General features: G+C 60.0%; 22 protein-coding genes. 16 read left to right on the top strand and 6 right to left on the bottom strand.

Annotated features, from left to right (window positions below; all coding sequences use genetic code 11):
* The first annotated feature begins 32 nt into the window (after window positions 1–32).
* The 4 genes from CQ002_RS16525 (at window position 33) to CQ002_RS16540 (ending at window position 4,070) form a co-directional block, all read left to right on the top strand.
* Entirely contained in the window at window positions 33–1,364 is a 1,332-nt protein-coding gene (locus tag CQ002_RS16525) for a voltage-gated chloride channel family protein (protein ID WP_105162483.1), read from the top strand.
* A gap of 125 nt (window positions 1,365–1,489) precedes the next feature.
* Window positions 1,490–1,954 (top strand): DUF3429 domain-containing protein, encoded by a 465-nt coding sequence (locus CQ002_RS16530; protein WP_034106638.1) that lies wholly within the window; start codon window positions 1,490–1,492, stop codon window positions 1,952–1,954.
* 53 nt (window positions 1,955–2,007) lie between these two features.
* Entirely contained in the window at window positions 2,008–3,270 is a 1,263-nt protein-coding gene (locus CQ002_RS16535) for an AarF/ABC1/UbiB kinase family protein (RefSeq protein WP_105162482.1), read from the top strand.
* 344 nt (window positions 3,271–3,614) lie between these two features.
* Window positions 3,615–4,070 carry a VOC family protein gene (locus CQ002_RS16540; RefSeq protein WP_034106636.1) on the top strand — a complete coding sequence of 152 codons (456 nt, stop codon included), beginning with the start codon at window positions 3,615–3,617 and terminating at the stop codon, window positions 4,068–4,070.
* A 72-nt stretch (window positions 4,071–4,142) separates the two neighbouring features.
* On the opposite strand, the gene CQ002_RS16545 is transcribed toward CQ002_RS16540, so the two are convergent.
* Window positions 4,143–5,153 (bottom strand): AraC family transcriptional regulator, encoded by a 1,011-nt coding sequence (locus tag CQ002_RS16545; RefSeq protein WP_034106634.1) that lies wholly within the window; start codon window positions 5,151–5,153, stop codon window positions 4,143–4,145.
* A gap of 152 nt (window positions 5,154–5,305) precedes the next feature.
* On the opposite strand from CQ002_RS16545, the gene CQ002_RS16550 reads away from it, so the two are divergent.
* Complete coding sequence (locus CQ002_RS16550) at window positions 5,306–5,983, top strand: glutathione S-transferase family protein (protein WP_199777303.1); 678 nt, start codon at window positions 5,306–5,308, stop codon at window positions 5,981–5,983.
* Between the two features lie 177 nt (window positions 5,984–6,160).
* Here CQ002_RS16550 and CQ002_RS16555 read toward each other — a convergent pair whose 3' ends face one another.
* On the bottom strand, window positions 6,161–6,556 hold the full coding sequence (locus tag CQ002_RS16555) for a RidA family protein (protein WP_034106629.1): 396 nt from the start codon (window positions 6,554–6,556) through the stop codon (window positions 6,161–6,163).
* A gap of 140 nt (window positions 6,557–6,696) precedes the next feature.
* Between CQ002_RS16555 and CQ002_RS16560 the strand changes: the two genes are divergently transcribed.
* Complete coding sequence (locus CQ002_RS16560) at window positions 6,697–7,611, top strand: LysR family transcriptional regulator (RefSeq protein ID WP_105162481.1); 915 nt, start codon at window positions 6,697–6,699, stop codon at window positions 7,609–7,611.
* Window positions 7,612–7,629: 18 nt separating this feature from the next.
* Here the strand turns inward: CQ002_RS16560 and CQ002_RS16565 are convergent, their stop codons facing one another.
* Window positions 7,630–8,493 (bottom strand): GGDEF domain-containing protein, encoded by an 864-nt coding sequence (locus tag CQ002_RS16565; protein ID WP_034106967.1) that lies wholly within the window; start codon window positions 8,491–8,493, stop codon window positions 7,630–7,632.
* A 360-nt stretch (window positions 8,494–8,853) separates the two neighbouring features.
* On the opposite strand from CQ002_RS16565, the gene CQ002_RS16575 reads away from it, so the two are divergent.
* The 4 genes from CQ002_RS16575 to CQ002_RS28585 all read left to right on the top strand — a co-directional run bounded on the left by CQ002_RS16575 (window position 8,854) and on the right by CQ002_RS28585 (window position 11,625).
* Entirely contained in the window at window positions 8,854–9,171 is a 318-nt protein-coding gene (locus CQ002_RS16575; RefSeq protein WP_164403556.1) for a hypothetical protein, read from the top strand.
* Window positions 9,172–9,684: 513 nt separating this feature from the next.
* The gene (locus CQ002_RS16580; RefSeq protein WP_105162479.1) at window positions 9,685–10,398 is read left to right on the top strand and encodes a hypothetical protein; all 714 of its coding nucleotides are present in this window, start codon (window positions 9,685–9,687) and stop codon (window positions 10,396–10,398) included.
* A gap of 178 nt (window positions 10,399–10,576) precedes the next feature.
* Window positions 10,577–10,840 (top strand): hypothetical protein, encoded by a 264-nt coding sequence (locus tag CQ002_RS16585; protein WP_105162478.1) that lies wholly within the window; start codon window positions 10,577–10,579, stop codon window positions 10,838–10,840.
* 275 nt (window positions 10,841–11,115) lie between these two features.
* Window positions 11,116–11,625, top strand: a complete 510-nt coding sequence (locus CQ002_RS28585; RefSeq protein ID WP_234010327.1) for a hypothetical protein — start codon at window positions 11,116–11,118, stop codon at window positions 11,623–11,625.
* A 60-nt stretch (window positions 11,626–11,685) separates the two neighbouring features.
* Here the strand turns inward: CQ002_RS28585 and CQ002_RS16595 are convergent, their stop codons facing one another.
* The gene (locus CQ002_RS16595; RefSeq protein ID WP_034106617.1) at window positions 11,686–12,312 is read right to left on the bottom strand and encodes a helix-turn-helix domain-containing protein; all 627 of its coding nucleotides are present in this window, start codon (window positions 12,310–12,312) and stop codon (window positions 11,686–11,688) included.
* Window positions 12,313–12,317: 5 nt separating this feature from the next.
* Complete coding sequence (locus tag CQ002_RS28340) at window positions 12,318–12,476, bottom strand: hypothetical protein (RefSeq protein WP_164403550.1); 159 nt, start codon at window positions 12,474–12,476, stop codon at window positions 12,318–12,320.
* Window positions 12,477–12,700: 224 nt separating this feature from the next.
* On the opposite strand from CQ002_RS28340, the gene CQ002_RS16605 reads away from it, so the two are divergent.
* The 3 genes from CQ002_RS16605 to CQ002_RS16615 all read left to right on the top strand — a co-directional run bounded on the left by CQ002_RS16605 (window position 12,701) and on the right by CQ002_RS16615 (window position 16,484).
* A complete protein-coding gene (locus tag CQ002_RS16605; RefSeq protein WP_034106615.1) occupies window positions 12,701–14,818 on the top strand; it encodes a TonB-dependent receptor domain-containing protein in 2,118 nt (705 codons plus the stop codon).
* A 194-nt stretch (window positions 14,819–15,012) separates the two neighbouring features.
* Window positions 15,013–15,555 (top strand): sigma-70 family RNA polymerase sigma factor, encoded by a 543-nt coding sequence (locus CQ002_RS16610; protein ID WP_034106614.1) that lies wholly within the window; start codon window positions 15,013–15,015, stop codon window positions 15,553–15,555.
* Window positions 15,552–16,484: a FecR family protein gene (locus tag CQ002_RS16615; protein WP_098466806.1), complete on the top strand. Its 933-nt coding sequence runs from the start codon at window positions 15,552–15,554 to the stop codon at window positions 16,482–16,484. The genes CQ002_RS16610 and CQ002_RS16615 overlap by 4 nt, the downstream gene beginning before the upstream one ends.
* Here CQ002_RS16615 and CQ002_RS16620 read toward each other — a convergent pair.
* Window positions 16,481–18,292 carry a sigma-54-dependent Fis family transcriptional regulator gene (locus CQ002_RS16620; protein ID WP_034106611.1) on the bottom strand — a complete coding sequence of 604 codons (1,812 nt, stop codon included), beginning with the start codon at window positions 18,290–18,292 and terminating at the stop codon, window positions 16,481–16,483. The two genes, CQ002_RS16615 and CQ002_RS16620, sit on opposite strands and share 4 nt — an antisense overlap.
* Window positions 18,293–18,644: 352 nt before the next feature.
* On the opposite strand from CQ002_RS16620, the gene CQ002_RS16625 reads away from it, so the two are divergent.
* The 3 genes from CQ002_RS16625 to CQ002_RS16635 are packed head-to-tail and all read left to right on the top strand — an operon-like array spanning window position 18,645 to window position 21,699.
* Complete coding sequence (locus CQ002_RS16625; RefSeq protein ID WP_012724886.1) at window positions 18,645–19,739, top strand: ABC transporter ATP-binding protein; 1,095 nt, start codon at window positions 18,645–18,647, stop codon at window positions 19,737–19,739.
* Complete coding sequence (locus tag CQ002_RS16630; protein WP_069077682.1) at window positions 19,739–20,836, top strand: ABC transporter ATP-binding protein; 1,098 nt, start codon at window positions 19,739–19,741, stop codon at window positions 20,834–20,836. Before CQ002_RS16625 ends, CQ002_RS16630 begins: the two co-directional genes overlap by 1 nt.
* Entirely contained in the window at window positions 20,833–21,699 is an 867-nt protein-coding gene (locus CQ002_RS16635; protein WP_005789024.1) for a carbohydrate ABC transporter permease, read from the top strand. Before CQ002_RS16630 ends, CQ002_RS16635 begins: the two co-directional genes overlap by 4 nt.
* The last annotated feature ends 6 nt before the right edge of the window (window positions 21,700–21,705 follow it).

Below are 21,705 nucleotides of genomic sequence, written 5' to 3' on the forward strand. Positions count from 1 at the left end.
TCAGGCCCACTTACTTTTTTGTGGCTGGCCAAATGTCTAAATTTCGACGACCTGAACAACTCGACTTACTGCCCTACCTAGCGAAATGGCTTGCGCTTGCAGGTCTTATAGCGCTTTTGGCAGGTTCTGCTTCTGCGTTATTCCTGCTTTCCCTGGATCATGCCACCCAGTGGCGAGAGACCCATCCCTGGGTCATCTGGCTCCTGCCCGTTGCTGGCTTTGCCGTGGGACTTGCGTATCACTTGATAGGCAAGCCCGTTGATGCTGGAAACAACCTGATCATCGATGAGATCCACGATCCTAAAAAGGTTGTCCCCTTGCGCATGGTCCCGATGGTGCTTATCGGAACGGTGGTTTCCCACCTCTTTGGCGCATCTGTTGGGCGTGAGGGTACGGCGGTGCAAATGGGCGGGGCCCTTGCCGATCAACTGACGCATGTCTTCCGGCTGCGTCGCGAGGATCGCCGGGTGATTCTTATGGCCGGCATCAGCGCTGGCTTTGCGTCCGTCTTCGGCACCCCTCTTGCCGGGGCTTTATTCGGACTTGAAGTATTGGCCATTGGACGTATGCGTTACGACGCGCTTTTCCCTTGCGTGGTTGCGGCAATCGTTGCTGACCAGGTGGGGCAAGCCTGGGGCGTGGTTCATACGCATTACGTCATTGGCGAAGTGGTTCCGGTACAGCTCTGGAGTGTCATGGCTGTGGTCGCCGCTGGGATTGTCTTCGGCCTTGCGGGCCTGTTATTCGCGACAGCGACTCACACGCTCGGGGCGTTGGTTAAGCGGCTCATCACCTATTCACCCTTAAGACCCTTCGCTGGCGGCCTGCTGATCGCAGTCGCAGTGTGGGCGCTCGGTCGTAACCATTACGTCGACGTCTATACGTATATCGGACTGGGCATTCCGAGCATCGTCCAATCCTTTCAAATGCCAATGGCTCCTTGGGACTGGTTTGGAAAGATGGTGTTCACCGTTGTCTCCCTGGGCAGTGGATTCAAGGGCGGCGAAGTCACTCCGCTGTTTTACATTGGCGCCACATTGGGCAATGCGCTAGCGCCCCTGCTGCATCTTCCCTTCGCCATGCTGGCCGGTATCGGTTTTGTCGCCGTCTTCGCGGGCGCGGCTAATACGCCGCTGGCAACCATTGTGATGGCCATGGAACTCTTCGGGCCCGAAATTGCTCCGCTTGCAGCCATTGCCTGTATCGCCAGTTACCTCGTATCCGGACATACCGGGATCTATCACGCCCAGCGCGTCGGCCACAGCAAGCATCACCGTCCTTTGCCGGAGGAAATCCGGCTCTCCGATATCAAGCAATTTCATGCTCAAAGTGAATCCGCCAGCGAGCAGAAAGTGCAAGAGTGAGGGGCAGCTTGCGGTCCAAAACGACCGATCAATCAAGGACAGGACTGTCCATTTGCAAAGCAATGGCATCAGGTCATAGCTTTTGGGTCTACAGTCTTGTCTATCGGGCACTGGAAGAAATTGAAATGAACGTGTCGTCTTCGATCTCGCCGCCAAGGAATATCGTCCTGCTGGGATATGGCGGTTTGCTACCGTTTATTGGTCTCGCGCTACTCGTCCTCACTTCTCGAGAATATCGGCCGTTTTGCGCTGTGGCGCTGGTCAATTATGGCGCTGTCATCTTGAGCTTCATCGGCGCCTTGCACTGGGGCTTTGCCATGTCAGTGCAAAGCATGAGTGCCCAATTGCGCCGCGACCGGTTTATATGGAGCGTCATCCCGGCTCTTATCGCTTGGCTCAGCACGTTACTGCCAGTGCCGTTGGGGTGCTCGCTGTTGATCGTCGGATTTGTCGTCCACTTCTGGCAGGACCGACAGTTGGTTCGGGTTGTGAGCCTGCCCGCCTGGTACCTGCCCATGCGGTTGCGCCTGACCACTGTGGCTTGCGTTTGCCTGCTTGTTGGCGCAATCGCTGTAGTCATTCATTCGTGAAACCGCGCCTGCCCGGGTCGTCTGCAGTGCCGGGCAGTCGCTTGTCGCGGCTGATGCGTTTTGGCAGTTTGGCCTCGGGCGTGGTGGGCGGCATGCTGGCCGAAGGTGCACGGCAGTTGTCTCAAGGTAAACGTCCGGTGTTCAGTGACCTGCTGTTGACGCCGGGTAATGCGCAGCGCGTGGCCGAGCAATTGTCGCAATTGCGTGGCGCGGCCATGAAGATCGGACAGTTGTTGTCAATGGATGCGGGTGATTTATTACCGAGCGAGCTTAGCGACATTCTTGCCCGCCTGCGTTCCGACGCGCATCCGATGCCCATGAGCCAGTTGGTAGCGGTCCTTGAAGAGAGCTGGGGTAAGGGCTGGGAAGGGCGTTTCGATCGGTTTTCCTTTACACCATTGGCGGCGGCATCCATCGGCCAGGTTCATGCCGCGCAAGGCAAAGACGGCCAACGCCTGGCGATCAAAGTGCAATATCCAGGTGTGCGCGAGAGTATTTCCAGCGATGTGGATAACGTCGCTACTTTGCTGCGCATGTCCGGGCTGCTGCCTCCCGGCATGGACGTCGTACCGCTGCTCCACGAGGCCAAGCGTCAATTGCAAGATGAAGCGGATTACCTGAAAGAAGCCACGCACTTGCGGCGCTTTCATCAACTGTTAGCCGACAGTCCGGACATTCTGGTTCCGCGTGGGTATGCCGAGTTCAGTACGCCGAACATTCTGGTGATGTCCTTCGCCGACGGCGGCCCATTGGAGAGCCTTGAACATGCGCCACAGGCAGAGCGTGACCGGGTCATCACATTGCTGTTCGGCCTGCTTCTGCGCGAGGTGTTTGAGTTTCAGTGCGTCCAGACCGACCCCAACTTTGCCAATTACCGTTATCAGCAAGAAACCGGGCAGATAGTGTTGCTCGACTTCGGCGCCACGCGCCTTTATAGCCGTGACAGCACCGAGGCATTTCGGAGGCTGCTGGTTGCAGGCTGGCGTGACGACCGCGCCGCCATCACCGAGGCAGCGCTGGAAGTTGGCTACTTTCAGCATGAAACCCTGGCCAAGCATCGGTTATTGCTGACGGACCTCATCTGCCAGGCCTGTGAGCCACTGCGGCATCAAGGCGCCTATGACTTTGCAATATCCGACCTCGCAGGACGCTTGCGCGATGCAGGGTGGCAACTGGGTGCCGATCGCGACTTCTGGCACACGCCACCGGTAGCTGTCCTGTTTCTGCATCGCAAGGTGGGTGGTTTGTACATGTTGGCTGCGAAGCTGAAGGCGAGGGTGGACGTGCGACGCCTGTTCGAGCCGTACGTAATGTGAGCGATTCCCGCGCGGAAAATACCCCGGCAGGCTTACTCCTCGCTGCTTCGTTCTGTGACAACTCCTGTGCCTTCTAGCCAGTGGGGTAAGCGGTTTGTAGCAGCCGTACAGCGATGTGACAGCGTACACGACAAAGGCTTTGAGGGGCGGCAGCTGTCGGCCAGGAGCGGGCAGTCACTGTTGTTCGCCATCAAACGATGGACCGGTCCTCGCTTATCTCAGTTTGAACGCTGGTTTATCGCCGAATTGGCGCACTTCTACACCAACAATATAGATTCATGAGGTCCATGGAATTCTGAGCGTCTGCGGCTTAACATTGACGCCGACTCAACAGGAAGGCGGCAATGGATCTGAAGTTCAGTCACGTCGATGTACTGGTCAATAATCTCGAAGAAGCCTGTGCTTACTACGCACAGATACTTAATGCCAGGATATCCAAAACGCTCGTTTGGGAACGAGGTGGCCTGCATGTGCGCTACGCGATAGCGCTGATCGGTCAAGAGCGTTTCATGTTGGTACAGCCATTGGCGGGGAACCTGAGGGAGCTATTAGACTCCTCGGGAGAAGGGATGATTTATCGCCACTGCTATTCGACGCCGGATATCGAGAAGGCCTACGACGACCTGATGTTCGCCGGTGTTCAGCCAGAAGACGAAAACGGAAAGCCCTTGGTCCGCGCGAACCTGCAGTCACCGTCCGGGACACGCATTATCTGGTTGCCTAAGCGCTTTGGGCACTTCTCCATCGAAATCCTGGAAGACAAGGCGTTAGAGGCATTTGTACAGGCTGCATTTTCCTGAGTCATGCGGCGATGAACGTCCGCTTGCGGCCAAAAGCGAACATCCCCGCCCACACACCGCCAGCGTCACACTTCATGTATTGGACAGTCGCCACTGACTGGGTGAAACCTTCTCCCATTGCCGAAACGCCCGGTAATAAGAGTTGACGTCCTCGTAACCGAGCAGATAAGCCACCTCTTTCAGTTCAAGGGTCGTATCAGCAAGCAAATGAAATCCGACTTGGCGCCGAGCCTCGTTGAGCAGTGCGCTGAACGTCGTACCCTCCGACGCTAATCGTCGTTGTAACGTTCGCTCGCTCTGCAAGAGTTCTTGGGCGAGATTCTGCAAACTTGGCCGCCCCGCCGCCAGGGCTCTTTTCAGCACTTCAATGACCTGCTCACAGAATCCTGCGGGAGCCTCAATTTCTCGCATTGCGGCAGTAAGACCGGGGGTCATCATGTGCAACACGTCCGGATTGTGTTCAAGAAACGGTAAATCGAGGTCGGCGGCGCTCACGGTCAACTCGTCACGGTCCGCGCCGTAGCGAATGGGGCAACCGAAATAAATCGAATGGGTTTCCGGGGTCGGCGTTGGCCGTCTTAAACTCAATTGGACGGGTACCAAGTGTTTGCCGGTGCCTCGTCGACCTAGTTCCAGTAACAGAGCAAATCCAGCGTCCACTGAGGCGAAAGGCGCCGGCCCCGTGCCAGAAGGCCACTGAATGGTGAATGACACATTGCCCTGACGCTCTTCGATGCAAATCTGGTCGGGACTGCATAGGCGTTTGAAGCGGGAATACCTCGCAATTGCGTCGCGCAAGTCGGCGCCATATAACGCGGCGAGGAATGCCATTTTGTGTTTCGCACTGGGCGTGTCGCGAACCATTTTTATCGCGAAGGCGGGGTCTGCAGAAAGCGCCTCGATAGCATTCCAAACCGCAAAGAGCTGGCGCGTGCTGATAACAGCGGCTTCGTTCAGGTGAATGTCATGGGGCAGTTGAGCCTGATGTTGAATCAACGCGGGATCGAGTCCCAATTGCTCTATCGACTGCCAGAATACTCTGGGCAATTTACACCGCTCGGCGCCGGTCTGAAGGTGCGACATGTCTATGCTCCGAACCGCAGGTGAGCGGCAGTGCGTAGCGAAACGCCCGCTAATGGCGCGTTCCGCAAGTATTCTGGCGTAAACCGCCCAAGGGGTTATGCAGCTTCGCTCTTAACATTGTCGTCACTAAACCGGGCCAAGAGGCGCTCACGATGACAATGACGTTCTATACCAATCCCAACTCTCGCGGGCGCATGGTGCGCTGGATGCTCGAAGAAATCGGCTGCACCTATGAAACGATCATTCTGGATTACCAGCCGACCAGCCAGGATGATCGCTGGGGCGGTGCTGCGCTGGCAGCGCCGGCGGCAGCCGACCCAGATGATCCCAGCGTTATTTTTTTTCGCGACGTGAACCCGATGGGGAAGATCCCCGCACTCGTGCATAACGGGCAAACCATAACAGAAACCGCCGCGATCTGTGCGTATCTGGCTGATGCGTTCCCCGAAGCAAACTTGGCCCCCGTTGCAGCGGAGCGGGCGTCCTACTACCGTTGGATGTTTTTCGCCGCGGGCCCCTTGGAGCAGGCGGTAACCAACCACCGCGCCGGCTTCAACCCCACGCCGGACCAGGAGTTCTTCTTTGGCTATGGGAGCTACGAGCGCACCGTGGATCAACTCGAACGCGCAGTGTCGGCTCAGCCGTTCATTGCCGGAGCGCGTTTCACCGCCGCTGACGTTTATGTTGGCTCTCACATCGGCTGGGGGTTAGGGTTGGGCACCTTGCCGCACAGCGCCGCGTTTCTTGCTTACGCCGAGAAATTAATGGGCCGCGACGCTTATAAACGTGCGGTAGCGAAGGATGCAGCGCTGGTGGGGGCAACGGGCTAATACGCGAAATGAGCCTTCACAAAGGCCGCCACGGGCCGCTTCCTACCGGTCAAGATCAGCAGAAAACGGCCAGAAGCGGACGGTCACATCAGGCAGGAACCGACCGAGAGTGAAGGGCGCGCGCCAGGAACAACAAGACTGTTCGCGCCGGCGATCGGTAGAGGCGGCTTGCCGGTTCTACTGGGGTAGCTTGGCGATCACCTTGATCTCGAAGTCAAAGCCGGACAACCAGGTCACGCCGATAACGGTCGCCGTGGGGTAGGGCGCCTCGCCCCAGTACTCGGCCGCGACTTCCCAGATGGTTTCGAATTTGGAGTCGGGGTCTATGATGAAGATCGTCGTGTCGACCACATCCTCGAAACTGCTGCCGGCCTCGGCCAGGATCGCGTTGAGATTGGTGAAGGCCAGGCGAACCTGTGCTGCGAGGTCCGGCTCGGCCGAGCCGTCCTTGCGGCTGCCGACCTGGCCGGATACGAACAGAAAGCCGTTGGCGCGAATCGCCGGCGAGTAGCGGTGGCGTTCGTACAGTTCATGGCGGTCAGCCGGGAAAATGGCATCGCGTGTGCTGGTCATTGCATGGCTCCTTCGGGGCCGTTGCGGCCCGCTGTTTACGAGGTCTCCACTGTAGAAAGAAGGACGACCTGAATAAACGGGCAACTCTGGTCATGACTGTTTGTAGAATCCAAACTATCTAAACCCGAGTGAGGCGTGAAATGGACCGTTTCGATGCAATGCAGGCCTTTGCCCGTGTGGTGGAAACCGGCAGCTTCACCAAGGCGGCAGCCACCCTGCACATGAGCAAGACCACCGTGACGCAGCTCGTTCAGCAACTGGAAGCGAGGCTGCGTGTGCGCCTGCTCAACCGCACCACGCGCAAGGTCAACGTCACCGCCGACGGCGCGGCCTACTACGAGCGCGTCGTGCGGCTGCTGGTCGATATCGACGATGCCGAGACCAGCCTGTCCAGCGCATCGATGACCCCGCGCGGGCGGCTGCGTGTGGATGTACCCAGCCCCCTGGCGCGAATGCTGCTGATACCCGCCTTGCCGGGCTTTTTCGCACGCTACCCGGAAATCCAGCTGACGGTGGGCGCGAGCGATCGCATCGTCGACATCATTGGCGAAAACGTTGACTGCGTGTTGCGTGGTGGTGAGATCACCGATCAGTTCCTGGTGGCAAGGCACGTGGGTGATTTGAAACTCGGCATCTATGCCACACCCGGCTATCTGCAGCGCTTCGGTACGCCGGCGCACCCCCGTGAGCTGGAGGAGGGCAGTCACAGTACCGTCGGCTTCCTCTGGTTTCGTACGGGCAAAACCTTGCCCTATGCGATGCAGAGGGGGGAGGAGCGCATCAACGCCCAAGGCCGCCCGCAATTGACGGTCGACGACGGCAATGCGTACCTCGCTGCCGGCCTGGCTGGGCTGGGCATGCTATGGCTCCCGCACTACATGGCCAAGCCGCACGTGGTCAGCGGCGAGTTGCTGCCGCTGTTCGAGGACTGGCACATGGCGCCAATGCCGATGTATCTGGCCTTCCCGCCGAATCGCCATGTCAGCCCCAAAGTGCGGGTATTTATCGACTGGGTAATGGAATTGATGTCCGAGCATGCGCCGGTGGGTGGTTGAAGCCGGTGCGCATCCATTTCACTCGCTCACCACCCGCAACCTTTTCACCCGATACATTTCCCCATCGGCATGGCTCAACAGCGTATCCGCATCTTCCCCATCCCCAGGGTAGAACGCCACGCCTACGCTGCAGGATGGCATCTTCACCCCGCCAAACTCCGGCCCCAGCGGCTCAGCCATGACCGCGAGTATCTGCGCCACCCTTGCGTCAACCGCATCCGGCGACTGGATATCCGTGATCAGCACCGTGAACTCATCGCCGCCCATCCGGGCCACCAGGTCGCCCTCGCGCACGCAACGCTCCAGTCGCCGTGCAATTGCGCAGAGCACGCGGTCGCCCATGGCATGGCCGTGCACGTCGTTGATGGCCTTGAAGTCATTGATGTCCAGAAACAGCAACGCCAGGGTGTGGTTGTGAGTCCGTGCGGCTTGCAAGGCGTGGTCCAGCCGGTCATTGAACAGCGAGCGGTTGGTGAGAGCCGTCAGCGGGTCATGGTGGGCGAGGAAGCGTAGCTCCTCCTCGGCCTGGGTGAGCGCGGTGACGTCCCGCGCGACGCCGATCCGCGCCCCGACTTCCTTGGACCAGAAGGCCGCCCAGAGGATGTGCACGACGCTGCCATCCTTGCGGATGTAGCGATTGCGAAAGTCGACATGGGGTTGGCCATTCATGACCCGGACAATGGAGGCGCGGGTGCGCGCCAGGTCTTCCGGGTGCATGTAGTGGGTGATCAGGGTGCCCGTCAACGCTTCGGCTGGGTAGCCGAGCAGTGCCTCACAGGCATCGCTCACGAAGACAATGACGTTGTCGCCGTCGACGACGAAGACCGTATCCAGCATCAAGTGGATCAGTTTGGGGTAGAGGGCTTGCAGGTCGACAGGCATGGGGCATCGGGCGTCCGGTTCATAGGTGCCGATCATAGCCCGATCATGAAGGGAGGCGGCGAAGGAGCCTGCACATTTTTAATGCTTTTCAGGCCCGCCGAGCCCTGATTGTTCAAAACCGCTGACGGAACGTATGATCGGGAGGGCCGACCTACAGGGTCGCCAAGCCTCACCCCCTATAAAGGACATGAGCATGCAAAAGCACTTCGGTAACTCAGGCCTGTTCAAGGCTGCTTCGTATCTCTGCAACGAAACCCTCGGCAGCGGCATCGCCAGCTGGGAGTTGAAAAATAGTGCGTTGAATACGAAGGAGTTTTTGATATGTCCAAAGAATTACTCGGAGTTTCTGCTCTAGGGTTGATGGTCGTCGGTGAGTTTTGTGCAATCTACAGCGAGGTGGTAACTGCCAAGCTGGCCCACGCAGGCGACGGGTCATGGCAGGGGTTCATCATGCCGGTGGTGGTGATGTGCTTTGCCGGGCTGTGTCTATTGGGGGCGTATTGGCTGGGGTATCGGGCGGTCGGTGACATCTGGGTGGTCACGGTGGTATCGATCACCTCGTTATTGCTGCTGGAGCCTGTGGTGATCTGGGCGCTGTTCCATGAAGTCCCCGGGCGAGGCGCATTGATCGGGTTTTGCCTGGGCGCCCTAGGCATGCTGGCCACGGTGTTGCTGTAGGTGCAGAGTCTGTCCCGGCACGGGGTCGCCGGGACAGCTCACCTGTTAATAGCAGGCAATACCTTCCCGTGCCGCAACGCCGGCGCGAAGATCAAGGCGGTAGAACGCCGCTCAACAAAAAAGCTGAGCCACCGACAGCAGGCAAATCATCTGAACAACCATCTGAGCTCGAATGGGATGTTTCATTGCCGTCACCTCATGTACAACTGCTGGTGAGCATGCCGTGGGCGATGTAGACAAAACCGCCAGGCCGTTCAAAGGTTGAGATACCACCCTGGATCGCCAACAACACACGCAGCTGTTGCGCTCAGTATAGAGCCTGAAATGAATTCTTCACGCTGGAGCCCATTCACCCGCCAGGCGGTATCGGTCTACAACTATCTCCCCCCTTCACTGCACTTTTTTTGATTTCTCCGCTCTATCTCTGTCGCAGCCCCGCCGATTCCCGCGTGGGCAGATGAACCAGATCGGGTGCCGATGGATCGCACGTTTCCTAATTTCAACCGTCGACGGATGCGCCAGCCCTTGTTGCTGGCCGCCGTGCTGATGCTCTGTGCCAGCGGTTGCAGCCAGCAACAGGGGCGGGATATCGCCAAGCAGTTCAGCAATGGCAAGCCCGATGAGTTCTTCCAGACCAGTGTCGATCGCATGGCCACGCTGGGTATGCGCGACAACCTGCAAAGCTTGTATCTGCTGATGAACAAGCTCTATCTGCGTAATCCCAGCCAGTGGCGCCAGTCGGGTTATCCGGATGCCGTCACGGCTGCGCGGGAGATTCGCCAGGCCATCGAGCAACGTCGCACGCTACCAGCCCTGGGGGAGCGTCGTGATCTGGTGGCGCTGAGTTATTCCTTGAGCCCCGAGTTCAAGGGCGACCGGGTAGGCGCGTTTATCTATGCGATTGGCAGCATGATCGTGACGGCTCACGGTGGACGCACCGAGTTCTACATCACCGATTCGATCAACCCGCAGTTCGTCAGCAATGCCGCGCGTAATATCGAGAAGGCCACCTGGCTGCTGAGCCAGCGCCAGGATGCGAATGGCGTGCTGCTGCTGTTTTCCAACGAAATATCGGAGGAGGGCAGCAACCTCAGTTTCGCGGTGGAGTTCGGCAAGATCGTGGCACGCCTTGACTTGCTGACCCAGATGCTCGATGAGCGCTACCGGCGCATCGGTCTCAACTATGCGCAGAGCTTGTTGCTGATGAATTTCCTACCGGTGCAATGATTGTTTGACGGTGGCGCGAGACCTGTCAGCCAGACCCATGAACACTTGGCCCTCTTGAAGGGTGGGTACGGGGTTTCTCTTTCTTCTGTAGGAAGTTGCCTATCTTGTCTCCCTCTGCTTGAAACACCCTGCGGTCATCAATAGCCTCGGATTTTTCCGAAAAGTAGAGGCCTCCAGCATGGGTAAGCGAAAAACGGTTTGGCCTGGTGATCGCGAAATACGTTTGCGCTTTATCCTTTTTGCCGTGATCGATGCGGCAAGTGTCCAGGGTGTTGCCTCGGAACTGTTGCTGCCAGCACACAAGCTGCTGCGTGACGCGCCGACCGAGGCGCAGTTGCTCGAGGCGTTGGACGAGATCCTGGCTCCGGATGAAATGAAAGGTTTCCGGCTGCCGCCAGGGTCGGAAGCAGAGGAACTGATGCAAGCGCTGGGCAAATACTGAGGTGGGGCACCGCGTGTTATATCGTTTATTTCCATAAGGTTGGACGAGATTCCAGGATCGAATATCCATGGCGTCGATCTGGCACGCTTAGCAGTCAGTCCGGATGCAATAGCGACGCAATGACGAACATCACATCCTGCACCACTGTTTCTTGCGCCAAGCCTGCTTCCTAACATCCATTCCTGCTGCTCCGTCGGCGTCTTGCGTCGCCGTCTGGCACCTCTAGAATCGGCCCCAGAACTGACTCATTTCCTGTCGATTACGGAGTTTCGAAGATGATGAACGCCATGCAGATGCCAATGAACACGTCCATGCCTATGATGCCGATGATGGGCATGCCGATGATGATGGCAACCATGCAGTGCGAAATGGCCGCGGACGCCATGATGTGCACCATGAAGCCGGCTGCCGGGATGGACATGGCTCAGTTCAAGACCAACGCCGAAATGATGGCGATGATGATGAACTGTGGCATGCCGATGATGATGCAGTGCGCCAACATGTCCATGATGGGCATGTCGGCTGACGCTATGGCCATGATGACAGGCATGAACATGATGCCAATGATGGGCATGCCGATGCCGATGCCGATGCCGATGATGAACTGCGTGATGGAGTGCACCCTGATGGGCGACAGCATGATCTGCAAGATGATGCCAATGCCGGGCATGAGCATGGCCATGATGGAAAACTGCTGCATGCTCATGAACAAAATGATGAACGACTGCGCCATGCCAATGATGATGAGCTGCAACGGCATGCCGATGATGTGCTGCACCTGCTGATAGGTCTCGCGCTAAAAAAAACGCCCCGATTAGTCGGGGCGTTGTGCATTTTCATCCAGGTCAATCCAGGCGTTCTGGATAGGTAATCACCAGAAACGCCACTGCTTCGCTGTCCGCCGGGTTACGGTAGCGGTGGGGCTGGTCGGCGTAGAACAAGATCGAGTCCCCGGTGGAAAGGAGGTAGCGCTCGTCGTTGACGCTCACTTCCAAAACGCCTTGGGCCACCACCAGGTTTTCCTGGATGCCAGGGCCATGGCCTTCGGAAACTTCCTCGCCCAGCGCTCGCAGGCGAATCTCGTAGAACTCGGATTGCCGAGCAGTATCGTAGGGGAACAAGGCACGGCTGATAAACGCGCCATCGGCACTCACCAGGCGCTTGCTCTGTTGCGCCGGCAGCACTTCCACTCCCTCGAAGGCGCGGTCTTCCAGGAACGCGGCGACTGACACCTTCAAGCCCTTGGCAATCTTGCACAGCACCTTGATCGACGGCACGCTGCGCCCGGATTCGATCTGCGCCAGCATCGCCCGGCTCACGCCGCAGGCGCGCGCCAAGCCATCCAGGGACAAGTGGCGTTTGCTACGCAGGCGTTGCAGGTTATGGGCGACGCACAGGCTGATCACATCGTCGTCAGGGCTGGGCTTGGGCAGGGGGGCAGGGGGTTCGGGGAGCACGTGCAGGAAATTCATCGGCCTTACGCCCGGCGAGTGTCGCTGGGCGAGGTAGCCTGGGCGGTAAACACCGCCAGCCCGGCACGCGCCGCGTACATCGCCCACATCAACTCAGCGGCTGCACGCGCCTGGCGGCGTTTACGGTGGAGCGAGAAGTCGATGACGGTGGCGGATGTCTGCATGAGGGCGGTCTCGTGGTACATGGGTAACTCAGTGGCTCCACAGTAATGCGTGACGGTTATTTCCTTAAATACTGAGTTTGCATGTCTTAATTCGATTTCGGACTTAGCGAAAATTCCGCGTCCGATGCTGTTGTGGGAAAGGTCTGGTCCGTTAACAAGGAGTGACCTGGCGGGCGTCCCTGTCTTCCCACCACGTGCCCCCCGAATTCCAAGGACTTGCCCCCATGCTGTTGCGCCAACCTCCGCTCCTGTTTGCCGCCCTGACGTTAAGCTCACTGGTGCACGCCGAAGACCTGCAATTGGCCCCGGTCGAAGTCACCAGCAGCGAAGCCAGCGCCGGCGAAGTGGCCCAGGCGCAGCTCCAGAGCGTGCCGGGCGCTACCAACTACATCGATATGAACAGCGTGCAGCAGGGGCGGGTGAGCACCAACGAAGACGTGTTCAAATACCAGCCTGGGGTGTACGCCAAGGCGGCGAATAACGAAGGGGTGAAACTCTCGATTCGTGGTTCGGGCCTGAACCGCAGCCCCGGCTCCCATGCCTCCGGTTTATATGAAATGTTCGACGGCCTGCCGCTGACTGGCCCCGGCGGCACCCCCTACGAGTTGAAAGACCCCTTGTGGCAAAGCCGTGTCGAAGTGCTGCGCGGCGCCAACGGTTTTGACCAGGGCGCACTCGCCCTCGGCGGCGCGGTCAACTACGTCACGCGCACGGGCTATGACGCACCCAAGCTGCAACTGCGCTACGAAGCGGGCAGCAAAGGCTATGCACAGCGTGAGATCAGTTCGGGCCAGGTGCTGGGAGATGCCGACTACTACATCAGCCTCACGGACTCCGAGTCCGACGGCTACCAGCGCCAGAGCGCGGCCACCGGCAAGGGTGTGGCCGCCAACTTCGGCTACCGTTTCAACCCGGACCTGGAAACCCGCTTCTATTTCCGCTACCGCGAAACCACCAACGACACCCCGGGCAAGCTCACGCGTAACCAGATCAGCCATGACCCGCGCGCGGCCAACAGCCTCAACGCTGCCCGCGATTCCAAGCGCCTGCAGCCGGGCTCCACCTGGATCGCCAACAAGACCACCCTGCAGTTGGACGACAATGCCCGTGTCGAGGTCGGACTGGCCTACCACGACTACCCGATGGACCTGCGCGAAGGCACCAACCGCCTGAAAGTCGCCTACACCGATATCAGCAGCACCCTCAACTACATCCGCCAGGACACGCTGTTCGGCCACGACAGCAAAACCACACTCGGTCTGCGCACCACCCAGGCGATGCCTAACAACGGCGCCTCGGAGTATGTGCGTACGCCCGCTGGCAACACCGCCCCTTACGCCCCCGGCACCAAGACCCGCGACTACAGCTACCTGGGCTCCGATACCGTGCTGCATATCGGCAACGACCTCGAGCTGGTCCCGGACCTGTGGCTAACCACTGGCCTGGCCGCGATCTACACCCGCCGTGAAACCCAGGTCACCTATCCCGAAGGCCAGGCGCCGCTTAGCCAGCACGACTGGGACTACGCGCCGCGCCTCGGCCTGCGCTATGACTTCACCCCGCAATTGCAGGTGTACGGCAACCTGAGTCGCTCGGTGGAGCCGCCGCACGCCTGGTCGATGATCTGGGGGTCCAACAAATACTTCCCCGCAGGCAGCGGAGCGGCCACCGGCTTACAGCGCGAAGGCGTGAGCCTGAAAAACCAGACCGCCACCACCCTCGAAATCGGCGGGCGTGGCGAAGCCTGGCTCGGCCAATGGGACCTGGCACTGTATCGCTCCGAAGTGCGCCACGAACTGCTCACCGTGGAAACCCAGGCCCAGACCTCCACCAGCAATGCCATCGTCGCCGAGTCCAACGCCAGCCCCACGGTGCACCAAGGTGTGGAGCTGGGCCTGCTCAGCCCGTTGTGGGACGGTGGCCGCAATGGCCAGGTCGCCCTGCGCCAAGCCTATACCTTCAGCGACTTCCACTACCGTGACGATGACCGCTTCGGCGACAACACCTTGCCGGGCATTCCCAAGCATTACTACCAGGCGCAGCTGCGCTACAGCCATCCGACCGGCTTCTACACCAGCCTGAACACCGAGCATTCATCAAGGGTGGCGGTGGACTACGCCAATTCCTACTACGCCGCGTCCTACACCCTGCTTGGCGCCACCTTCGGCTACGACGCGCCCAAGCAAGACTGGCAAGCCTGGGTCGACCTGCGCAACCTGACCAACCGTCGTTACGCCAATACCGTTACGCCGGGCTACGACGACAAAGGGTTGGATGTCGCGCGGTCCACACCGGCGGATGGCCGTGGCATCTACACCGGCGTGTCGTGGAGCTGGCGCTGATGTGCGCGCGGGCTTGCCTGCGAGGTGGTCATTGAGTCGATGCGGCTTTAATTGACACACCGCATCGCAGGCAGGCCAGCTCGCCTATTCGATTCGCGGTGTTTTCAGCGCAGGGGTAGGCCCTTGCTCCTGCACCGTTTTACTGGCATTGTTTGCGCAATTGGTAACATTTCCCATTTGAGATCTTTTTGCGCATGCATGACATTCCGGCCGCGCTGGGCGACTCCGTCCGGCAGCAGACCCTCACGGCGATGTACAGCGAGCACCACGGCTGGTTGCACGGCTGGCTGCGCAAGAAACTCGGCTGCTCCCAACATGCTGCCGACCTGGCCCATGACGCGTTCATCCGTGTATTGATGCTGGCCGAGCCGCAGGCGATCAAGGAGCCTCGCGCTTTCCTGGCCACCACTGCAGGTCGGCTGTTGATCGACGGCGCCCGACGCCGCCGTATCGAAAAAGCCTATATGGAAGCCCTCGCGATCCAGTGTGAAGACGCCGGCATGCCCGACCCGGCCGCGATTCACGTGGCACTGCAAGCCCTCGAACGCATCGCCGAGATGCTCGCCGGGCTGCCTGCCAAGGCCCGCGAAGCATTCCTGTTGAGTCGCCTCGATGGCCTGACCTACAGCGAAATCGCCACGTGCCTGGACGTGTCTTCCAGCACCGTCAAAAACTACATCTCCAGCGCCCTGGTGCATTGCTACCACAGCCTGCACCCGGCAGACCCGCTGGCATGAGTTCCGAACAGATCATCCAGCAGGCGGCACAGTGGCTCACGCGCCTGCACGACGAAGCCGTCACCGACGCCGACCGCCAGGCATTCAACGCCTGGCGCCAGGCCGATCCGCGCCACGCGGTGGCCATTGAGCGCATGAGTGCGGTGTGGGGCAGCCTCGATGCGTTACCGGCCAAGCCCGCGCGCATTGCCCTCAACCGTGCATTCACCCCGCGACGTCCGCGTGGCGCGCAGGTGGTGGGTTTGCTTGGCGTGGTCGTGTGCGGCTGGCTGGGTCTGCAACACTTGCCGATCTGGATGGCCGACCAGCGCACCGGCGTCGGCGAGCGCCGGCAGATCGCCCTCGAGGACGGCAGCCAGTTGCAACTCAACAGCAACTCCGCGGTGGACGTGAAGTTCGATGGCCATCAACGGGTGATCGAACTGCTGCAAGGCGAGCTCTGGGTAGACGTGGCCAAGGATGCGCAACGGCCTTTCGTGGTCCGCACCGACCAGGGTACGGCCACTGCGCTGGGCACGCGTTATCTGGTCAAGCGTGCGGCAGACGGCACCACGGTGGTCACAGTGATCGAGTCCACGGTGGCGGTCAAAGGCGACACCCGCGAGGGGGTCAAGGTAGCGGCTGGCCAGCGTTCGGTCCTCGACCATGGTCGCGCCCAACCGCCGCAAGCCATCGGCAGCAGCGACCCCGACGCCTGGACCCGTGGCCTGCTCAAGGTCAACGACCAACCCCTGAGCGAGGTACTGCAAACCCTCGCCAGCTACCGCCACGGTATGTTGCGCTTTGACCCCCAGGCCCTGCAGAACCTGCGGGTGTCCGGTGTGTTCAAGCTTGACGACACCGCGGCGGCACTGTCGTCACTGGCGGACAACCTGCCGATCCAGGTGGAGTACTTCACCGACCTGCTGGTGGTGGTCAAGCCGCGCTAGTGTTGGCGCAGACGCTTGTACAAGGTATTGCGGCTCACGCCCAGTTCCCGCGCCAGGTGGGAGATGTTGCCACCGGCGGCCTTCAAGCGCTGGTTCAGGTCAATGCTGTCATCCAGGTACTCACTGGCAGGCGGCGGTGGCGCCACTTTCAGATCCACAAAGAAATCGTCCGGCAGGTGCTCCGGGCGGATCGGTTGTTCCTCGGCCATGGCCAGTGCCACCTGCAGCACGCTGCTTACCTGGCGTAAATTCCCCGGCCATGGGTGCTGTTCGAATAGCGCCAACACTTCAGCGCTCAGGCCCGCCCATTGCGTCGGTTCACGGTGTTGCTGCCACAGTTGCTTGAACAACGCCTGCTTGTCGGTGCGCTCACGCAACGGCGGCAGTTCCAGGGTCAGGCCGCCGATGCGGTAGTACAAATCCTCACGAAAACGCCCGGCCAGCACCAGCTCGCGCAACGCGCGGTTGGTGGCCGAGATGATGCGCAAATCCACCGGGAACAACTCGCTGCTGCCCACCGGCTGCACGCAACGCTCCTGCAACACCCGGAGCAAGCGGGCCTGGGTGGGCAGCGGCATGTCACCGATCTCGTCGAGAAACAGCGTGCCCTTGTCGGCCTTTCGGATCAGGCCGATGCTGCCTTTTTGATTGGCGCCAGTGAAGGCGCCTTTTTCGTAGCCGAACAGCTCCGACTCCACCAATTCGGCGGGAATCGCCGCGCAGTTCACCGCGATGAACGCCTTCTGGCTGCGCGAACTGGCCTGGTGCAGGGCTTTGACGAACACTTCCTTGCCCACGCCGGTTTCACCGTGGATCAGCAGCGGGATGTCCTTTTCCAGCAAGCGCTCGGCCTGGCGCACGGCTTTCTCCACACGCACATCGCCGAAGTGCAAGGTCTTGAGGCCAATTGAGGCAGGCGTCGGTGGCGTCGGCTCAGTGAACACCCGCGCCTGCACCGGCATCTGCCTGGGCCGCTTCAACAGACACTGGAACCGATTGCGTCCCGCCGCCTGGAGGGAGAAGGGCAGCCCTTCCGGCTGGTTCAACAACTCCAGAAGCGACACCTTGAACAGGCTGTCGATCATCACCCGCGACAAGCTGATGCCCAGCAGGTTGTCGGCACGCCGATTGGCCGACAGCACCTGGCCGCTTTCATCAAAGATCAGCAGGCCGGCCCACTGGCTATCCAGGTTACTCAGGCCCGTGTTGAAGGTCAGTTGGAAGTGCTCGCCACGAAACAGGTTGAGGATCAGCCGGTTCTCCACGGTCTGGCTCATCATCTTGACCATGCCCAGGGTGTGGGAGGGCGGCAGGTAGCTGTCGCTGGACACGTCCAGCACCGCGATGATCTCGCGCTGGGCATCAAAGATCGGCGCCGCCGAGCCGGTCATGAAACGGTTGGCCTTGAGAAAGTGTTCATCGTGTTCAATGTGCACCGCTTGGGCACACGCCAGCGCGGTGCCAATCGCATTGGTGCCGCTGGAGCGCTCCATCCAGCTGGCACCGGGGTTGAAGCCCCTGGCCAGCTTGGGTTCGATAAAGCGCTGGGTCCCCCAACTGGTCAGCACCTGGCCCTGGTTGTCGGCCAGCATGATCAGGCAATTGGAGTTGCTGAGGATGTTTTCGTAGTAGGGCAGCACTTCCTGGTGAGTGGTCTGCACCAGCGAGTGCTGGCTCTCCAGCAATTGGCTGATGCCCTCGGCGGGGAGCTGGTCGAAGCTGGGCGTGCTCTGGTGGTCCAGGCCGAAGGCGCGGCAACGGCGCCAGGATTCCTGGATAAGGGTGTCGTGAGCCAGTGGTTCGGCCATGGGGTGACCTGCGTTTTTATTGTTATTGGGCGTGCACAATCTACCTGAAAACACCGGTGCAAAATGCGGGAGCGGGCTGGCTCGCGAATGCGCCAGGCCAGTCGGTACTCGGTCGACTGGTCCACCGCATTCGCGGGCCAGCCCGCGCCCACATTTGCCCTGTGTTGTTCATGAGAGTGTTGTTCAGAACTGTTCATTGTCAACCCCTGATCTGTTCAGTTGTTCAGTCAGATTGTTCAATCCCGAACATCGCTTTTACCGCATTTCCTTGCACATCAAACACTTGCCGTTTTGGCACGAAACTCGCTCTGACACCTGGCCAGATTCATTCCAATAATAAAAAGGTCGTGTCATGTCATTGACCCTGGAACATGTCTCCCGCGTTGTCGAAGGCCAGACCTGGATCGACGACGCCAACCTGCGTTTCGAAGCCGGCTCCTTCAACGTCCTGCTCGGCCGCACCCTGTCCGGCAAGACCAGCCTGATGCGCCTGATGGCCGGGCTGGACAAGCCCGACAGCGGCCGCATCCTGATGAACGGTGTGGATGTCACGCAAAAACCGGTGCGCCTGCGCAACGTGTCGATGGTGTATCAGCAGTTCATCAACTACCCGACCATGACCGTGTTCGAGAACATCGCCTCGCCCTTGCGCCAGGCCGGTGTATCCAACGAGCTGATCCAGAGCAAGGTGCTGGAAACCGCGAAGATGCTGCGCATCGAGAAGTTCCTGCAGCGTCATCCGCTGGAACTCTCGGGCGGCCAGCAGCAACGCACGGCCATGGCCCGCGCGCTGGTCAAGGATGCCGAACTGATCCTGTTCGATGAACCGCTGGTAAACCTGGACTACAAATTGCGCGAAGAACTGCGCCAGGAAATGCGCGAGTTGTTCGCCGCGCGCCATACCATCGCCATCTACGCTACCACCGAGCCCAACGAAGCCTTGGCCCTGGGTGGCACCACCACCATCCTGCACGAAGGCCGGGTGATCCAGAGTGGCAAGGCGGCGGAGGTTTATCACCAGCCGCAGACCGTGCTGGCCGCCGAGCTGTTTTCCGAGCCGCCCATCAACCTGATGCCGGGGCGTATCAGCGGCAATGAAGTCAGCTTCGCCAATTTCGTGCACTTCCCGCTGAACGTCGACCTGCGCCCCATCGGCGAAGGCGAGTTCCGGTTCGGCGTACGCCCCAGCCACATCAGCCTGGTGCCGAGCAACGATGACGACCTGGAGCTGGCCGTCACCGTGGAGGTCGCGGAGATCAGCGGTTCGGAAACCTTCCTGCATGTGCGCAGTGAACACTTCCTGTTGGTGTTGCACCTGCCGGGGGTGCATGAGTACGACGTCGACGCGCCGATCCGCGTGTACATCCCCACCCATAAACTGTTTGTGTTCGATGGCCAGGGCCGTTTGGTCCAGGCCCCCGGGCGCCGTGTCGCGAGGGTTGCCTGATGGCCGAGATCCATTTGCAGAACCTGGCGCATAGCTACAGCCCCACGCCCAGCGGTCCTGAGGACTACGCCATTCGGGAAATGAACCACGTCTGGGAGCAGGGTGGCGCCTACGCCTTGCTCGGGCCGTCGGGCTGCGGCAAGTCGACCTTGCTCAATATCATTTCCGGCCTGCTCAGCCCGTCCGAAGGCCAGGTGCTGTTTGACACCAAAGTGGTCAACGACCTCACCCCGGAAAAACGTAACATCGCCCAGGTGTTCCAGTTCCCGGTGGTGTACGACACCATGACGGTGTTCGACAACCTGGCGTTCCCACTGCGCAACCAAGGCATGGCCGAGGCGAAAATTCACAGCAAGGTGCAGGAAATTGCCGAAGTGCTCGACCTGCAAAACCTGCTGACCAAGAAAGCCCGCAACCTCACCGCCGACGAAAAACAGAAAGTCTCCATGGGCCGTGGCCTCGTGCGTGACGACGTGTCGGCGATCCTGTTCGATGAACCGCTGACGGTGATCGACCCGCACCTCAAGTGGAAACTGCGGCGCAAGCTCAAGCAGATCCATGAGCAGTTCAACATCACCATGGTCTACGTCACGCACGACCAGTTGGAGGCCTCGACCTTCGCCGACAAGATTGCAGTGATGTACGGCGGCCAGATCGTGCAGTTCGGCACGCCCCGCGATCTGTTCGAACGGCCCAGCCACACCTTTGTCGGCTATTTCATCGGCAGCCCTGGGATGAATCTGATCGAAGTGCAGGCCGAGGCGGGCGGGGTGCGGTTTGCCGGCACCCATCTGCCATTGTCCGAGGCCCTGCAGCAACGCATTGCCAGCACCGAGTACAAGAAGTTACAGGTCGGCATCCGCCCGGAATTCATCCACGTGTGGGACGAGTACAACCCTGATGCCCTGCAGGCCGATGTCACTCACCTCGAAGACCTCGGCACCTACAAGATCATCACCCTCAACCTCGACGGTGCGTTGCTCAAGGTGCGCCTGGCCGAAGACAAACCCGTGCCCGAAGGCAAGGCTTCCATCAGCTTCCCCGCGCAATGGCTGATGGTGTACGCCGACGACTACCTGCTGGAGGTGCTGCCATGAACAAGGTGCAGAACAACAAGGCCTGGTGGCTGGTACTGCCGGTGTTCCTGCTGGTGGCGTTCAGTGCGGTGATCCCGATGATGACGGTGGTCAATTACTCGGTGCAGGACATCTTCGACCAGTCCAGCCGCTACTTCGTGGGCGCCGACTGGTACAAGCAGGTGCTGCTCGACCCGCGCCTGCATGACTCGCTGCTGCGCCAGTTCATCTACTCGGCCTGCGTGCTGCTGATCGAAATCCCGCTGGGTATCGCCATCGCCCTGACCATGCCAACCAAGGGCCGCTGGTCGTCGCTGGTGCTGATCATCCTCGCTATTCCGCTGCTGATCCCATGGAACGTGGTAGGCACCATCTGGCAGATTTTCGGGCGTGCCGACATCGGCTTGCTGGGATCGACGCTGAACGCCATGGGCATCAGCTACAACTACGCGGCCAACACGATGGACGCCTGGGTCACCGTGCTGGTGATGGACGTGTGGCACTGGACGTCGCTGGTAGCGCTGCTGTGCTACTCCGGCCTACGGGCGATTCCGGATGTGTACTACCAGGCCGCGCGGATTGATCGTGCCTCGGCGTGGGCGGTGTTCCGCCATATCCAGTTGCCGAAGATGAAAAGCGTACTGCTGATTGCGGTGATGCTGCGGTTCATGGACAGCTTCATGATCTACACCGAACCCTTCGTCCTCACGGGCGGTGGACCGGGTAACGCCACCACCTTCTTGAGCCAGACCCTGACCCAGATGGCGGTAGGCCAGTTCGACCTCGGCCCGGCTGCGGCGTTTTCCCTGGTGTATTTCCTGATCATCCTGTTGGTGTCCTGGCTGTTCTACACCGCCATGACCCACTCCGACGCCAACCGCTGAGGCCGC

Origin of the sequence: Pseudomonas sp. MYb13 (genome assembly GCF_002980075.1) — a bacterium.
Lineage (GTDB): Bacteria > Pseudomonadota > Gammaproteobacteria > Pseudomonadales > Pseudomonadaceae > Aquipseudomonas > Aquipseudomonas lurida.

Bases quoted from the DNA above. Each gene is read 5' to 3' on its own strand.
- CQ002_RS16575 (WP_164403556.1), top strand. From the start codon at position 8,854: ATGGTCGTCGGTGAGTTTTGTGCAATCTACAGCGAGGTGGTAACTGCC.
- CQ002_RS16525 (WP_105162483.1), top strand. From the start codon at position 33: ATGTCTAAATTTCGACGACCTGAACAACTCGACTTACTGCCCTACCTA.
- CQ002_RS16540 (WP_034106636.1), top strand. From the start codon at position 3,615: ATGGATCTGAAGTTCAGTCACGTCGATGTACTGGTCAATAATCTCGAA.
- CQ002_RS16610 (WP_034106614.1), top strand. From the start codon at position 15,013: ATGCATGACATTCCGGCCGCGCTGGGCGACTCCGTCCGGCAGCAGACC.
- CQ002_RS16550 (WP_199777303.1), top strand. From the start codon at position 5,306: ATGACAATGACGTTCTATACCAATCCCAACTCTCGCGGGCGCATGGTG.
- CQ002_RS16560 (WP_105162481.1), top strand. From the start codon at position 6,697: ATGGACCGTTTCGATGCAATGCAGGCCTTTGCCCGTGTGGTGGAAACC.
- CQ002_RS28340 (WP_164403550.1), bottom strand. From the start codon at position 12,476: ATGCAGACATCCGCCACCGTCATCGACTTCTCGCTCCACCGTAAACGC.
- CQ002_RS16535 (WP_105162482.1), top strand. From the start codon at position 2,008: ATGCGTTTTGGCAGTTTGGCCTCGGGCGTGGTGGGCGGCATGCTGGCC.
- CQ002_RS16605 (WP_034106615.1), top strand. From the start codon at position 12,701: ATGCTGTTGCGCCAACCTCCGCTCCTGTTTGCCGCCCTGACGTTAAGC.
- CQ002_RS16555 (WP_034106629.1), bottom strand. From the start codon at position 6,556: ATGACCAGCACACGCGATGCCATTTTCCCGGCTGACCGCCATGAACTG.
- CQ002_RS16615 (WP_098466806.1), top strand. From the start codon at position 15,552: ATGAGTTCCGAACAGATCATCCAGCAGGCGGCACAGTGGCTCACGCGC.
- CQ002_RS16630 (WP_069077682.1), top strand. From the start codon at position 19,739: ATGGCCGAGATCCATTTGCAGAACCTGGCGCATAGCTACAGCCCCACG.
- CQ002_RS16625 (WP_012724886.1), top strand. From the start codon at position 18,645: ATGTCATTGACCCTGGAACATGTCTCCCGCGTTGTCGAAGGCCAGACC.
- CQ002_RS16635 (WP_005789024.1), top strand. From the start codon at position 20,833: ATGAACAAGGTGCAGAACAACAAGGCCTGGTGGCTGGTACTGCCGGTG.
- CQ002_RS28585 (WP_234010327.1), top strand. From the start codon at position 11,116: ATGATGAACGCCATGCAGATGCCAATGAACACGTCCATGCCTATGATG.
- CQ002_RS16530 (WP_034106638.1), top strand. From the start codon at position 1,490: ATGAACGTGTCGTCTTCGATCTCGCCGCCAAGGAATATCGTCCTGCTG.
- CQ002_RS16545 (WP_034106634.1), bottom strand. From the start codon at position 5,153: ATGTCGCACCTTCAGACCGGCGCCGAGCGGTGTAAATTGCCCAGAGTA.
- CQ002_RS16620 (WP_034106611.1), bottom strand. From the start codon at position 18,292: ATGGCCGAACCACTGGCTCACGACACCCTTATCCAGGAATCCTGGCGC.
- CQ002_RS16580 (WP_105162479.1), top strand. From the start codon at position 9,685: ATGCGCCAGCCCTTGTTGCTGGCCGCCGTGCTGATGCTCTGTGCCAGC.
- CQ002_RS16565 (WP_034106967.1), bottom strand. From the start codon at position 8,493: ATGCCTGTCGACCTGCAAGCCCTCTACCCCAAACTGATCCACTTGATG.
- CQ002_RS16585 (WP_105162478.1), top strand. From the start codon at position 10,577: ATGGGTAAGCGAAAAACGGTTTGGCCTGGTGATCGCGAAATACGTTTG.
- CQ002_RS16595 (WP_034106617.1), bottom strand. From the start codon at position 12,312: ATGAATTTCCTGCACGTGCTCCCCGAACCCCCTGCCCCCCTGCCCAAG.